The sequence below is a fragment of the Lysinibacillus sp. TE18511 genome (genome assembly GCF_054062295.1).
Window position 1 is genome coordinate 16,159 of record NZ_JBSSFD010000021.1, and the last position, 14,019, is coordinate 30,177.

The following is a 14,019-nucleotide window of genomic DNA, read 5'->3' on the forward strand; positions in this document are numbered from 1 at the left end:
TAATCGAAAGCAATGTCCTTCTATCCCCCTTAATTTATAATAATTTCTTTATAAGCTGGCGCCAGCTTATCCAGAAAACAATAACCATCATTCCCGCTCCAACAGACTCTGTTAGTTTCCACAAAAGTGTAAGAATTATCAAAATACTTAACGGAAGAATTGTTAGCTTCACATCATCTAACTCTTTCATTCACTCACTCTTCTTTCTCGGACGATATTTTGTTTCCTTTAGGAAAGATATATGCTTAATGTGAAAAAAATTCAACCATTTTATGAAATTTTCTTTTAAAAATTTTTTTCTTATTACTTTCGCCTAGCACAAAAAACACCAACATTTTTCGTAAAAAAATACTGGTGTTTACTCAATTATTTGCATCAATATACTCTTTTTAATTACTCGATTCATCACCATAAAACACGGCACTAAAATGAATAGCTTGTGTCAAACCCTCATGGATTTTTCTATTTTTATAACAGTTCCACTTCACTAACTCCTTCTACAATTAATCATCGTGTTTTATCGATTAGGCTTTTCACACCTATCTAGGAAAATGAAAGCACAGTCTATAGCATTGCTACTTTGGGCTTTGTTCGATTTGTCTATTCTATGCACCTGCAGCAGCATTTGCACCAGGCTGGCTTGTCTATGGAACAGTACGCCAAATTTCTCCTCATATTTCATGCGTCATATTAGTTGGTATTCTCCTGATACAAATACATTAATCACAATCTATTTCGTTTAGTAGTTTAATGCTTGGCATTTTGCTATCGATATGTGCTGTTTAATCATCTACTTCTTCATAACAGTCGGTTCTATGGGGTGTTTTTTAATTGCTCCAGAAACATAAAAAAAGACGACTCCATCCTATCTTAGAATGAATCGTCTGAGATTTTCACGTTCCCAAAAAATAAGGGGGGTTTTAGGAGCGTAATCATGAACTAGCAAACTTCTGGAGAAAAGTAGCTAAAGTTCATCCTCTCTACACTGTTTTGTAAATGAGGAAATAATCTTTATATGAAAATGATAACCATTATCAATTAAAACGTCAACAATAATCTATTAAATTTTTCTATCTTCATGCAGTAGAAGATTCCCCCTCTATAATTGTTGAGATGAATACCAGTATAATCTTTTTTCAACGGGCATCCAAACATGCACTTAAATAATAAATGGTTAGGATTTTTCAGCACTTCCGAAAAATATCAATTTACTTTTGACGAAGCTAAAAATACAGATTTTCAATTTTCCTGCTTTCTTAAAAGAATCATCTCCTTCAATCGTTTCCTCCCTCGTCCTTCACTAGAAAAATTTGCAGTTTTTATCCATATACTGCAAACTATTAACATACCTAGCTAGAAAGGATGACTGAGACTAATGAAAAAATTAGTATGCGCTTTAATGCTTTCTATACTTGTTGTGGCAAGTGGTTACACAGTACAAGCTGCTGGCTTTAAAGATGTACCAGAAGATCACTATGCGTATGAAGCCATTATGTGGGCCGAGGAATATGAAATCGTTAACGGCTATGCAGATGGTACATTTAAACCTAATGCAACAATTACAGAGCAACAATTTGCGAAACTACTTGCCAATTTTTATGAGCTTGAATCGCCGTATGATGAATTAAAAAAACAGACCCCTGCTGCAAACTGGTCTGATGAATATTACAATCGTCTTGCAAGCTATGGTGTGCCATTAAATGGATATTTTGATAACTATATTCGAGCAGCTACTGTAAAGCGTGGTGTTGTGGCACAGGCAATATCACATTTAACGAATGGCAAAAGTGGATTAGATCAATCGATTCAATTTTTACTCGACTACTACATTTCTACTGGTCAAAATCCTCAGTATGAAAATCGTAATTTGCAGAAGTTTTTCGGCGTTACAAACAATATGACACGTGCTCAAGTCGTTACAATGCTCCATCGTATGGATGAAAGAAATTTTTATGAAATTTCAGAGGACGCGCAAGCCATTCATGAAAATGCTAGCAATGCTTCTTTAAATACACGAGCAAAAAATGGCCAAAATCAGCTAGATAAAACAATGCAGCTCACAACACCATCAAAAAGTGCTTGGGAAGGTACCTATTCGTATTATTATAAATGGGGTAACGGTGCGACTGATTTTAATCGCCGTGACGCCATCATTTCCAACGCAACAAATAAAAATTTCAACATTTTCATTACTGCCAATGATGGAACAGCTGCCGGTAGTATTGATGGGACTGCAACAATTACTTCCAGTACGAAGGCCGTGATGAACAACGCTTCAAACGGCAATCGCTGTGTACTAGAATTTGAGCGCCTTCAAAATGCACTAAAAATTACCGAGGTTGATTGTCGTACAGAGCATGATGAAGGAACCAATTTTTCTGGGACTTTGAAAAAACAATAGGTTATGTGTCCGACTCGTAATCTCTAAACTTATAATGAACATCACAATGTTGAATTACTACACCATTGAGGTACTTTTATAAGTCACAATTGTACCGATGAACTAAAAAGTGCGAAATGAATTATAGAATTCATTCGCACTTTTTTAATTACCCAACTAGCACTTTTATCACTGATACAATCTTTATAAAAACAGGCTTATTATTGAGCGATAAAAGGATTTTTTTGTTGCTATTTTGCTAATATCTTCCCATTTTAATTGACTGTAGCCTGTGGCGATAATTAATTCAGTGAAATGTGGTTTCTCTTTTATAAACAGTATGACCCTTATGTTAAATCGACTTTTACGGTGTTGCCGATTCAATAGCCACCACCTTTTTGCTAGTCAGTCGTCAGTTGGATGCTCTTAAAACTTCTTATAACTCTTCATGGCAATTTCTATAAAATCCGCGAGATACGGAGATATGTGTTTATCTTTATGCCAAGCAATATCCGTAAAAATATCTGCTAAATTCATGGTTGTCGTCAATTCTTTTAAACGATGGTTTTCTAACTCCTTCTCCACCACCATTTTCGGTAAGCATGAGATGCCTAAGCCAGCCATCACACATTGCTTAATGGCTTCAATACTAGCAAATTCAATCATTTGGTATGGTAGTGCACCTTCCTGCTGTAACTGTATTTCCAATTGATTACGGTAGGAACAACCACTTTCGGTCAATAGCAGCGTTTCATTTATTAATTGTTGTGAAGAAAACTCACCTTTCCCAAAGTTATCATCGGTAGGTGCTGTGACAAATACTAATTGCTCTTGTAAAAGTCGCTCCCTATGTAACATAGGCGTCTCTCTATAAATATCTGTAATAAACGCTACATCGAGATTGCCTGACTGTAATAAATCTTTGGCAATTTCGGTTGTGTGTACGGGCTTAAAAATAATTTTTACTTGGGGATGAGATTTTTGAAATTGTTGTAAAATACTTGGAAGACGATATACACACTGACTTTCCTGTGCACCTATTTTTAACACTGCTTGTTCCTGCTCGTTTAACATTGCTTTTTTCATTTCCATATCTAAGTCGAGCATTTTTTGGGCATACTGTTGTAATCGCTTGCCCTCTAACGTCAGAGTAATACGTTTTCCTAGCCTCTCAAAAAGAACAACTCCAAGCTCCTCTTCAAGTGATTTAATTTGTGCGGTAATAGTCGACTGTGCATAATCCAGTAGCTGTGCTGTCTGCGTAAAGCTTAATGTTTCTGATGCTGTTAAAAACGTTTGTAGCTGTTTAATATCCATCTCTTTCACCTCTAAATCGCCTTTTTCGATACATTCCATCGAAACATTCAGCTTTATCGATAATAAACATAAGTTTACACTAGTTATAACCTAAAAAACAGAGGAGGATTCAAATGAACATTACCGCTTTTATTGGAAGCTCTAGAGCCGATAGTAATAGTGAGCAACTAGCTGACTATGTATTAGAGGGTATTAGACATGAAAAAATAGACCTTAAAAATTTAACGATTGAGCCTATTCACGATTTGCGCCATGATGATAACGGCTTTCAGTTTGTAGAGGATGATTATGATCAAATTATTCATGCATTTTTAACAAGTGATCTCGTTATTTTTGCAACACCGATTTATTGGTACAGCATGTCAGGAATTATGAAAAACATGGTGGATCGACTGAGTCATGCTATTCGTGATGAGCGCTTTCCACAACTAAAAGAAAAACTACAGAATACTGAGGCCATCGTTCTTGCTGTCGGAGGTGATGACCCATATATAAAGGGTCTACCAATGATTCAACAATTCCAATATATCTTTGATTTCTTAAAGATGCAGTTTTCCTCGTATATTATTGGAGAAGCAAACACACCTGGTGAGATTCGTCATGATGAACAGGCACTAGCACAGGCAGCCATATTAAATAAGCAATTAAAAGCTCGTTTTAATACAATATGAGAAAACGACCTGAAAGCCGGGATGCTTTTAGGTCGTTTTTTTAATGGTTACACTTCTGCTTCTACCGGAATATGTTGGAATGTTGTGACATCAAATAACCCTGTATCTGTTAGCTTTAAGGCAGGAATAACAGGTAATGCGACAAAAGAAAACGTCAATAAAAAATGGAAATCTAATGTTGGATTAAGCTCGTGTAAGGCGCTATGCAGACTTGCTAATTGCTTCTTAGCCTCATCAGCTGGTGCGTCAGTCATTAAACCTCCAATTGTTAAAGGCATTTCCGCTAAAATCTCCCCATCAGCTACGATGACAAAACCACCTTGAATTTCTTGAATGCGTGACAGGGCAAGTAACATATCTTCATCATTCGTACCAACTACTAATGCATTATGCGAGTCATGGGCTACAGTAGTGGCTACAGCTCCCTTTTGTAAACCAAAGCCTTTCACAATGCCAAGACCCATCGTATGCAAATTGTGATGACGTTCAATGACTGCTAGCTTTAATAAATCCTGCTCAACTGACGGTACAAATACACCCTCTTTCACAGGTACATCGATCACTAAATGATTCGTAATCAGTTGATTTGGTATAATTTCCATTACATTCGCCTTCGTGCCCTTAAGGAATGGAATGTTAAGCTTGTCCCTCGTCACATGCGGTAAATGCACAGAGCGATGAATGTGTGCAGGTACATCTGGCTCAGAACGATTGGTTAGCATCGCACCGTTTTCGGCAACCTTGATGCCATTTTTCCAAACAGCCTTCGCACGCATATTATCGATATTTTCAATTAACACAAAATCTGCCTTATAGCCCGGTGCTAAAACGCCTCGATCATATAAACGATAACATTCAGCCGTATTAACAGTTGCAAGTTGAATGGCTTGTAACGGCTCCATCCCTTCCTCAATGGCCATTGCCACGTCGAAGTTTATGCTACCTTCATCCATTAGTTCGTCAACGTATTTATCATCGGTACAAAAGCCAAAACGACGAGCATTTGTTGCATTAACAGCGGGCAATAAATCACGCAAATTTTTCGCGGCTGAGCCTTCACGAATGAGTACATACATCCCTTGCTCTACACGATCAGTAGCCTCCTGTGCCGTTACACATTCATGATCTGTATGGATGCCCGCAGCACGATAGCCCGTAATTTGATGACTATTTAAGCCTGCGCAATGCCCATCTATAACTAAATTCGCCTGTTGTGAAAGGATAATCTTTTCAAGCATGCATTCTTCGCCATTTAAAACAGCAGGAAAATCCATGACCTCTGCTAATCCACGGACATCTTCATGTTTTAAAAATGGCTCTAAATCTGCAGTTGTAAGCGTTGCTCCTGCATTTTCAAAATGAGTGCCCGGCACACTAGATGGCAGCATGACAAAAATATCCATATCAGCTTTTTTGGCATCTTCAAGCATAAACTGTATGCCTTCAGCACCCGCAACATTGGCAATTTCATGTGGATCTGTAATGACAGTTGTAATACCATGCGGAATCAGTACACGGCTAAACTCTGCAGGTGTTAACATTGACGACTCAATATGTATATGTCCATCAATCAGTCCAGGTACAACATACTTCCCTGCTGCATCCTCTTCTTTTTTAGCAATAAATTTATTCATTGTATCAAGCGCCACGATTTGTCCATTGTTAACGACGATATCTGCTTTTTTCCACGTCAATGAAAAAACATCAGCAATTTGCGCATTTCGTAAAATGAAATCTGCCTCGATTTTCCCTTGCGACGTTAAAATATTTTGTGCAAGCTGTTGAAGTTTGTTTGCCATTCTTTTGCACTCCTTTTTTCTTTTTGACCTATCATGCATGAACACTCGTCCAAATTCAAGTAAAGATTTTTTATTTCGTCATTGAAAAAACGACCAGCTATTATTGGTCGTTTGTAAATTCAAGTTCTTTAGGTGGCTCCCCTTTTTTATTCATCAAGCGCATACGAATCGGTTCAATTTTTAAGGTAATCATTTCATCATCATTACCAACGAAAATACTTGTAAAAAACTCAGCTAACTTATTTTTTAGTCCTTCCTCATGAATTTCTGTTAGCTTACCTTCAATTTCAACATACGAATCACCAAAGCCTCCATTTTCGTACCCAAATAAAATATGTGTATATGGATTATTGTGAAGCTCTTCCATTTTTTCTGAATGTTTATTCGTTACTGTATATAACACAAAATTTTCATTTTCGAACGTCATATAGCGTGAAAAGGGTTTACCATTTCTCACAGTTGCCATCGTTCCTATTTTTTCTCGATTTAAAACTTCTAATATTTCGTCACGTACAGAGCTCATGTGATCCCATCCTTTCTTATCCCCTTATATTTTGTCCTTATTTAGCTAAGCTAACCGCAATTTTTAGAAAAATACGAAATGTCAATCTTCGGAGTTATTCTCAATCTATTGTTATAATATTTTTTTGGACACAAGAATTTTCAGAATGAGGGTATTTAATGATGAAGCAAGCTTTTTTCACACGCTGTCTGTTCTTTCTTACAGGCATTTTGGTTTTATCTTTTGGTATAACGTTAACGATTAAAGGGCAAATTTTTGGTGTTGGTTCGTGGGACGTTTTACATATTGGACTAACGAAAACGTTCGGGTTAACAATTGGTACTTGGTCAATTATAATTGGACTAGCTATTCTAGCAATTGATATGGTCGTAACGAAGAAGTTTCCACTGCCAGGCACATTTATAGATATGTTTTTAGCAGGTATTTTTATTGATATTTTTAACTATTGGCTTCCTGATATAAATGGCTTTTGGATGCAACTGCTAGCTTATGTATGTGGCTTAGTATTACTTGGTTGGGGCTGCGGTATGTATATGGTGGCGAATTTAGGCATTGGTCCTCGTGATTCATTAATGCTTCTTATGGTCCATAAATTCGGCTGGAGTGTCACGCGCGCTCGTACAACGATGGAAGTTACAGTAGCTATACTTGGTTTTTTACTTGGCGGACCTATTGGGGTTGGAACAGCTCTAATGGCCTTTGGACTTGGGCCAATTGTACAATTGGCTTTAACATACAACGAGAAATTATTTACAAAATGGACAGGCGTGAAGAACGCTGTTATATAAAGTGAAAGTTTAATCAGTGGCGGTTTCTTCTCCCCCACTGATTATTAGCTTTTACAGGATACACTTTAAGGACAATGCAATTTAAAATGCATTGTCTTTTTTTGTATACAGTTGGACTATAAAACAGCAAGGAACCACTTACCGCACGTGTAAGATGGCTCCTTTTTTGTTTCTATTCTTCTGATGCAGATGGATTTTTTCCAGTAGCCTCGATTACTTCTGGGGTACCATCCACTGTGTCGTCTTCCTGCACATTTTCAGCTGCAGGCGGTGTAATTGTCACTAATGTATAGTCATCTTCTTGTAATATTTCAAAGGAAAATTTTTGACGGATATCTCCTACATAAAGTGATGTTCCGATAGCTACATCAGTCACATCAACCTCTATTGTTTCAGGGATTTTAGCTGGATTTACTTTTATTCGAACTTCACGATTAGGCTGTAATAGGAATCCACCATCTGCAACTCCAATGGCATTACCGGTAACCGTTACTGGAATATCAACCTCTAGTTCCTCTGCCATATTAATGGACTTGAAATCTACATGCTTAACATTGCCTTTTAATGCACAACGTTGCACTTCTGTTAGTACTGCGTTGATCCGATTACCGTCAACATCTAATTGAAACACACTTTTATTTCCGAATGTCGCTAACATTTTTGCAAATACTCTAGCATCCAGCGATATCGCTGTTGGCTCCATTTGATAGCCATAAACAACACCTGGAATAGCACCTTTCTGCCTAAGCTGAGTTAATGATGATTGACGCCCTTTTTCACGTTTATTTGCAGTTAAAACAGTACTCATCGTCATTTTCCCCTTTCATGGAAACTAGTCTCATAAAAGGTTTTGCCCGTTCTAATGATTTTTATACCCTTTAGAATTTAGTGGTCAATAAAGATTTTCTACAAACATGAGGTGGATCGGTAAAAATCATGTGTACCTTTCTCTTGTCAATAGCTGATGATACGTACATATTTTGTCCCATTGAATGCCCGCTTCGGTATTTCAAGTGAAGATTCATCTCGAATAAACTAGCTCATTTTTTTCGGACTCATCTCTTTGTTTTTTCATTCAAACTTTTTATACCAATTCCTTACATATCATCTCAATATCTTTTGAAAAAGATTTTACTTGAAAGGCGTCTGAGAATAACCCGCTCTTAGATGACGCTACAACTTGTTTTAGCTTTTGTTCATACGTTTGTATAAATTGTTCAATTGTTGGACATTCAATTTTTAATGCTCTAGCTACCCCTTGAATAATTTTTAGACGATAGTAATCCTCTTTTGGCAATCTTGGAATATCCCATGTGCCTTCATGATTCAAAAATATCTTTCTTATCGGAACTGCTGAAAAATCAAAATATCTTCCCTCTTGATCTGGATTAGAAAAAGGATCAATCAATAATGAAGCATAACGAATATATAACAGATACTCCTGATGAATGGACTCCAGCTGTTCAAAATTCTCTATATCTTGTCGTGCAATACTTGCTGGCTGTAATGGATAGTTATCATCTACCATAAATTTCAAAAGATTTAACGACTGAATATTGACTCGTTTCAATATTTCCATCGTTTCTTTCCAATGATTCAGTAAATAACGAATCATTGTGTACGTAATAGGTCCCTCAGGATAAAGCTTATAAACATATTTTTTAGTTATTTGCTCTTCAAATATTGCCTGTAATGAAAAATCATTCATAAAAAATGCTGGATGTACATATAAAGAAATATTTCTTGTTTCCGCTTCTAATGGCGACGCTAATATGTCTAGTTGAATTCCTAGCTGACAAAATAACTCACTTAGCTTAGCCAGTCGCTTCGTTTTTGCTTGGGTGGAGCCAATGTAAACTTTTTTCTTTACCCCGGTTGTTAACACTTCATTCGACGGCACATCCTGTAACCATCTCGTATCCCCATAATATGTAGAAAAACTAAAGACCTCTGCACAGGACGAAATCTGTTTTAAATAGTTAGTCAATAAATGACTAGAGCCAAATGTAGGTGAAATCAAAATAAAGCATTTGACTTGCTTCAATACTTGGCTATCAATTTGTGATAATACGGCTGTATATGCATCCGTGGTTACAGTCAGAACAATGGTATCCCAATCTCCTGTTACTGTATGATAGCCTTTAAAAAGACAATCGATTACACATTCCCCCGCTACAGTTTGATGTTGTGTATTTTGTATATGTACTTTGAGTGTAAGTTGATGTTTGATTGTAGATTCGTAGAAAAAGTTTGAGCGTAAAGATTCTCGACCAGCAATACCCACTTTACTATTTAAATAATTTCTAAAATTCACAGCTAATTGAATAGCTGTTGGCCCTGTCCCTAACATTAAAACCCGTTTAAAATAAGTCATAACATTCTCCTCACTACCATAGTAATGATGCTTTTTGATATAAAGCGACATCAAAAATACCTTGAGGGTGTTCAATATGCTCCACTACACGCCATTTTGTTGCATCTACCGTTTGCATTGGGTAATTAAAGAGAGACTTTAATGCATTCCCATAACGCATCGCAATAATCACGTCTTTATTTGTTAAATCATGTAATTGCTCTAATATGTCATATTTGCAGTTGACTGTTGAGCTAAAAATAACATGACTAATCTGTTGTATAGATTGGAGCTGATCCACTGAATGATTTTCAATGTGAATCGTTAAAGAATGTCCAAGTTTGGCAGCTACTTGCCTTCCCAACTGAATCGCTTCATCGTCAATATCAATTCCTAAAACTTCTGCGCCTGTTCGTTTAGCAATCGATAATAATGTCATAGGAAAAGACCCTGCCCCTACTAACAACACCTTCGACTGATTAGTAATTGCAAAGCTACCAAATTCTTTTTCAATACAGCCTTCTATATTGCGAACATAAGCTGTTATCTCTTCTTTTTCATTTAATAATTTCAAAGCCCAATATTTTTCTATTATTTTTACACATTGGGAAGACATTTTTCTTAAGTTCTCGACTAACGGTGCTATTTCAATCGTTTGTTCTAAATCATGCCATAGTCTTGCATGATCATTGTCAGTAATAAAAGATGAAAAATCATCAATTGCTACTTCTAGATCTGAATAAAAATCTACCATTTGATCTCGATTATTTTTATCAATAAAAAACTCGAACTTTTCAACAAAGTAATGTAATCTCTCTAAGAATAGCCCTGGCTCCTTCACTTTCGTCACTCCTACGCATTGGGATTAAAGTTCAATATATGCAATTCCCCTTGCTAATATAAACAAATTAATTTTTATATGGTGGCCAAGACTAAGTGATGAATTCATTTATTCATAACAAACGACAAAAAAGTCGAGAGACACAATGTCCTCGACTTACTTATACAGAGTCTATTATATTTTGCCAGCAGCCTCCAATGTCACCACTAGCATTTTGGCAAACTCTCCACGTGTAATATATTGATTTGGCGATAAATTTTCATTGTAGTCAAGAGCACCGATGGCATACAATGTCTCCGTATGACGTAATGTTTCCCCCTGAAGATCGTAAGTATCTCGATAAGGTAAAACGGCATATTCTTCTTGTACAAAATCTACAGCATCTAATGTCCGCCCTAGCATTAAAATTGCCTGCTGGCGTGTTATTTTTCCATTTGGATCAAATAATTCTTGCGTTTTTCCTTTAATAATCCCTAGAGAATGTAAGGCACCAACATATCCACCATACCAAGATTTTTTGGCATCAATGTCTTTGAATTGTGTTGGTTGTACTTGCTGAAAGCTGAATGCACGAGCTAGTAATGCACTAAATTGAGCACGTGTTAAGGAATCATTAATGCCAAAATTATTAGCGGTTCTTCCTTGAACAATTCCCCGCTTCGCTAAAGTACTAATATACGTACTGTATGCTGAATGACCTGTATCACGAAAATAATTGGGCTGTGGATTCACAAATTTTAATTCTGCATTATTATGAAGCGTTACAATCACTCGGTCCCCTAAATCTCGATAAGCAACTGGCTCCATTACGCCTTTTTTAGCAACTTGCTTTAATACACCATCCTGACCATTTTTGAAGATTTCCACTTCAAGCGGCTGACGGTTATTGACAATATCTGCTTTAATGCTAAAAATATCACCTTTTTCAGATGCATTAATAGTAGCACCATATGCAGAGTAAACTGTCATATTTGGCGTTTTCATATGTACATAATTCGTTGGCTCTTGATAGGCATATGCTTGTATGGGGGTAGCAAGTGATAAACCTAACATTCCTATTAACACTACCTTTGGAATTTTCCCCTTCATATTACTCCTCCTTCTTTTCATCTAGAACTATCATACTGGATTTCTCAATGTAAAAATATAGTATTTTTAGCACATTCACCAACACTTTAGTTCCATTTAAAAACTACGTTTCAATTGTTTAGACTTCTGAACAATTGAATCGTAGCTCAAACATGCACTTACAGAATTGCTATTTTATTATCTAATAATACATGTAACTCATGAAGCTTTTTAATTTCAAAATGTGGTTGAATATCGCTTGTATTTTCTATATTACGTATATTAAACCAACATGTATCAATTCCTGCCTGTAATCCGCCTTTAACATCCGAAGTTAAAGAATCCCCAATAATTAGGGTTTTATCTTTATTTAGATCATCGATACGTTCAAAAACATAATCGAAGAATGCTGGCATTGGTTTTTGATAGCCTGTTTGCTCCGAGATAAAGATACCTTTGAAAAATTGCGCTAAATTAGCATCCTCTAATCGTTTATTTTGAGTCATTGTCTTCCCATTTGAAACGACATATAATTCATAGCTATCTGCAAGCTGTGCGATTACTTCATAGGCACCGTCTACATAATGATGTGCCTCTTTCAAATATTTTTGGAAGATTGCTTCAAAGTATTCCCCATCTACATCTAGGCCGAATTCCTTTAACGCAATTGAAAATCGAGTGTTATGTAGTTTATCTTTAGACACCTCTCCACGTTCAAAAGCACGCCACATCGATTCATTAATCTCTTTATAACGAGCAATCATCGTTGGAGTAGTTGCAATATTTTCCTGTTTAAATAAACGGTCAAGGGCTGCATTTTCAGCTAAGTCAAAATCTAATAATGTGTCATCTACGTCAAACAATAATGTTTCATATTTAGTCATGTCATATCCTACTTTCTTTGGTGCAATATTACCATCTTGGTACTTCTATCATAACGTTTTTTTAAAAAAATAACAGGAAATGTACCCGACCTCTCTTTTTACAGAATTTTAGGAAATGTCTTTTAAAAAAAGTCGTTAAAATTATTTCCTTATTTGGGTAATAAATATGATCATCTAACCTAAAAATAGCCCTTTCGATAATTTCGTATTTGAAATTTTTAGCGAATATGAGACAATAGAATGCTAGAAAGGAAGATGTACGAATTATGAAGACCCTACAAAAAATTACGCCTGTCTTTGATCCATGGGAAGCGTATTTAGATGTTGAACAACATGGGCATATGACCCTATCTAATATTGAATTTACAACGACAACACTTTGTAATATGCGCTGTGCACATTGCGCGGTTGGCTATACATTGCAAACTAAAGATCCTGAAGCATTACCAATCGACTTGCTAACAAAGCGTTTAGATGAAATTCCACACCTTAAAACAATCTCGATTACTGGTGGAGAACCGATGATGTCTAAGAAATCCGTTCAAAACTATGTTTTACCTTTATTGAAATACGCGCATGAACGAGGCGTGCGAACACAAATCAACTCCAATCTAACAATAGAGCCCGAACGTTATTTAATGATTGCACCGTATTTAGATGTGCTACATATTTCACATAACTGGGGCACGGTTGATGAATTTGTTGAAACAGGCTTTGCCATGATGGAGCGAAAACCAACTTATGAACAGCGTGCTGCTTTATTCCAACGCATGATTGATAACTCAAAAATGCTTGCAGAACACGGTGTAATGGTATCGGCGGAAACAATGTTAAACAAAAAAACCTTACCATATTTAGAGCATATCCATAACCAAATCATTAACGACATGAAATGTGCACGCCATGAAGTGCATCCAATGTACCCTTCAGATTTTGCAAGCGCCCTTACGTCTTTATCACTTGAGGAAACACGTGAAGCTATTCATCAGCTACTTGATGTTCGAGATGAAAACACGTGGATGCTGTTTGGCACACTACCGTTCTATCCGTGCAGCATGAATGAAGAAGATCAAAAGCTCTTAAAACGACTAAGAGAAGCAAAAAACGTTACAATGCGTAATGATCCAGATGGTCGCTCACGCTTAAATATCAATATCTTTACAGGTGATGTTATCGTGACAGACTTTGGCGACACACCTGCACTTGGAAATATTGTGAACGATGAACTACCTGCTATTTTTGATAAATGGATGGCAACAGATTTAGCGAAATCACTAAACTGTCATTGTCCAGCAGTAAAATGCTTAGGCCCTAACGTTCTTGTTAAAAATATGTATTATAAAGATGCACAGTTTGTTAGCGGCTCTGCTACTTTGTAAAAATGAAAAATGTCCA

General features: G+C 36.5%; 13 protein-coding genes. 4 read left to right on the forward strand and 9 right to left on the reverse strand.

What is annotated here, in order from left to right:
* Positions 1-34 precede the first annotated feature (34 nt).
* The gene (locus ACVWXS_RS15425; protein ID WP_368635138.1) at positions 35-190 is read right to left on the reverse strand and encodes a hypothetical protein; all 156 of its coding nucleotides are present in this window, start codon (positions 188-190) and stop codon (positions 35-37) included.
* Between the two features lie 1,185 nt (positions 191-1,375).
* Here ACVWXS_RS15425 and ACVWXS_RS15430 point away from each other — a divergent pair.
* Entirely contained in the window at positions 1,376-2,401 is a 1,026-nt protein-coding gene (locus ACVWXS_RS15430) for an S-layer homology domain-containing protein (RefSeq protein WP_402986535.1), read from the forward strand.
* Positions 2,402-2,806: 405 nt separating this feature from the next.
* Here the strand turns inward: ACVWXS_RS15430 and ACVWXS_RS15435 are convergent, their stop codons facing one another.
* A complete protein-coding gene (locus tag ACVWXS_RS15435; RefSeq protein ID WP_456958947.1) occupies positions 2,807-3,697 on the reverse strand; it encodes a LysR family transcriptional regulator in 891 nt (296 codons plus the stop codon).
* 113 nt (positions 3,698-3,810) lie between these two features.
* On the opposite strand from ACVWXS_RS15435, the gene ACVWXS_RS15440 reads away from it, so the two are divergent.
* Positions 3,811-4,368 carry a flavodoxin family protein gene (locus ACVWXS_RS15440; RefSeq protein WP_456958899.1) on the forward strand — a complete coding sequence of 186 codons (558 nt, stop codon included), beginning with the start codon at positions 3,811-3,813 and terminating at the stop codon, positions 4,366-4,368.
* Between the two features lie 47 nt (positions 4,369-4,415).
* On the opposite strand, the gene ade is transcribed toward ACVWXS_RS15440, so the two are convergent.
* Both ade and ACVWXS_RS15450 read right to left on the reverse strand, forming a co-directional pair.
* Complete coding sequence (gene ade, locus ACVWXS_RS15445) at positions 4,416-6,167, reverse strand: adenine deaminase (RefSeq protein WP_456958901.1); 1,752 nt, start codon at positions 6,165-6,167, stop codon at positions 4,416-4,418.
* A 100-nt stretch (positions 6,168-6,267) separates the two neighbouring features.
* Entirely contained in the window at positions 6,268-6,690 is a 423-nt protein-coding gene (locus ACVWXS_RS15450; RefSeq protein ID WP_368635143.1) for a pyridoxamine 5'-phosphate oxidase family protein, read from the reverse strand.
* Between the two features lie 161 nt (positions 6,691-6,851).
* Between ACVWXS_RS15450 and ACVWXS_RS15455 the strand changes: the two genes are divergently transcribed.
* Positions 6,852-7,478, forward strand: coding sequence for a YczE/YyaS/YitT family protein (locus ACVWXS_RS15455; protein WP_374967538.1), 627 nt, complete (start codon positions 6,852-6,854; stop codon positions 7,476-7,478).
* A gap of 172 nt (positions 7,479-7,650) precedes the next feature.
* Here the strand turns inward: ACVWXS_RS15455 and ACVWXS_RS15460 are convergent, their stop codons facing one another.
* From ACVWXS_RS15460 to ACVWXS_RS15480, 5 genes are all read right to left on the reverse strand, one after another.
* Positions 7,651-8,286 carry a 50S ribosomal protein L25/general stress protein Ctc gene (locus tag ACVWXS_RS15460; RefSeq protein WP_456958903.1) on the reverse strand — a complete coding sequence of 212 codons (636 nt, stop codon included), beginning with the start codon at positions 8,284-8,286 and terminating at the stop codon, positions 7,651-7,653.
* A 276-nt stretch (positions 8,287-8,562) separates the two neighbouring features.
* Positions 8,563-9,852 (reverse strand): opine metallophore biosynthesis dehydrogenase, encoded by a 1,290-nt coding sequence (locus ACVWXS_RS15465; protein WP_456958905.1) that lies wholly within the window; start codon positions 9,850-9,852, stop codon positions 8,563-8,565.
* A gap of 13 nt (positions 9,853-9,865) precedes the next feature.
* Positions 9,866-10,672 (reverse strand): methyltransferase domain-containing protein, encoded by an 807-nt coding sequence (locus tag ACVWXS_RS15470; protein WP_456958906.1) that lies wholly within the window; start codon positions 10,670-10,672, stop codon positions 9,866-9,868.
* A 174-nt stretch (positions 10,673-10,846) separates the two neighbouring features.
* Positions 10,847-11,761, reverse strand: coding sequence for an S-layer homology domain-containing protein (locus ACVWXS_RS15475; protein WP_456958908.1), 915 nt, complete (start codon positions 11,759-11,761; stop codon positions 10,847-10,849).
* 158 nt (positions 11,762-11,919) lie between these two features.
* Complete coding sequence (locus ACVWXS_RS15480; RefSeq protein ID WP_368635148.1) at positions 11,920-12,624, reverse strand: YjjG family noncanonical pyrimidine nucleotidase; 705 nt, start codon at positions 12,622-12,624, stop codon at positions 11,920-11,922.
* Between the two features lie 266 nt (positions 12,625-12,890).
* Here ACVWXS_RS15480 and yfkAB point away from each other — a divergent pair, with 266 nt between their 5' ends.
* Entirely contained in the window at positions 12,891-14,003 is a 1,113-nt protein-coding gene (gene yfkAB, locus ACVWXS_RS15485; protein ID WP_456958910.1) for a radical SAM/CxCxxxxC motif protein YfkAB, read from the forward strand.
* The last annotated feature ends 16 nt before the right edge of the window (positions 14,004-14,019 follow it).

Coding starts and splice junctions, on each gene's coding strand:
- yfkAB (WP_456958910.1), top strand. CDS start 12,891: ATGAAGACCCTACAAAAAATTACGCCTGTCTTTGATCCATGGGAAGCG.
- ACVWXS_RS15480 (WP_368635148.1), bottom strand. CDS start 12,624: ATGACTAAATATGAAACATTATTGTTTGACGTAGATGACACATTATTA.
- ACVWXS_RS15465 (WP_456958905.1), bottom strand. CDS start 9,852: ATGACTTATTTTAAACGGGTTTTAATGTTAGGGACAGGGCCAACAGCT.
- ACVWXS_RS15435 (WP_456958947.1), bottom strand. CDS start 3,697: ATGGATATTAAACAGCTACAAACGTTTTTAACAGCATCAGAAACATTA.
- ACVWXS_RS15425 (WP_368635138.1), bottom strand. CDS start 190: ATGAAAGAGTTAGATGATGTGAAGCTAACAATTCTTCCGTTAAGTATT.
- ACVWXS_RS15430 (WP_402986535.1), top strand. CDS start 1,376: ATGAAAAAATTAGTATGCGCTTTAATGCTTTCTATACTTGTTGTGGCA.
- ACVWXS_RS15450 (WP_368635143.1), bottom strand. CDS start 6,690: ATGAGCTCTGTACGTGACGAAATATTAGAAGTTTTAAATCGAGAAAAA.
- ACVWXS_RS15475 (WP_456958908.1), bottom strand. CDS start 11,761: ATGAAGGGGAAAATTCCAAAGGTAGTGTTAATAGGAATGTTAGGTTTA.
- ACVWXS_RS15440 (WP_456958899.1), top strand. CDS start 3,811: ATGAACATTACCGCTTTTATTGGAAGCTCTAGAGCCGATAGTAATAGT.
- ACVWXS_RS15455 (WP_374967538.1), top strand. CDS start 6,852: ATGAAGCAAGCTTTTTTCACACGCTGTCTGTTCTTTCTTACAGGCATT.
- ade (WP_456958901.1), bottom strand. CDS start 6,167: ATGGCAAACAAACTTCAACAGCTTGCACAAAATATTTTAACGTCGCAA.
- ACVWXS_RS15460 (WP_456958903.1), bottom strand. CDS start 8,286: ATGAGTACTGTTTTAACTGCAAATAAACGTGAAAAAGGGCGTCAATCA.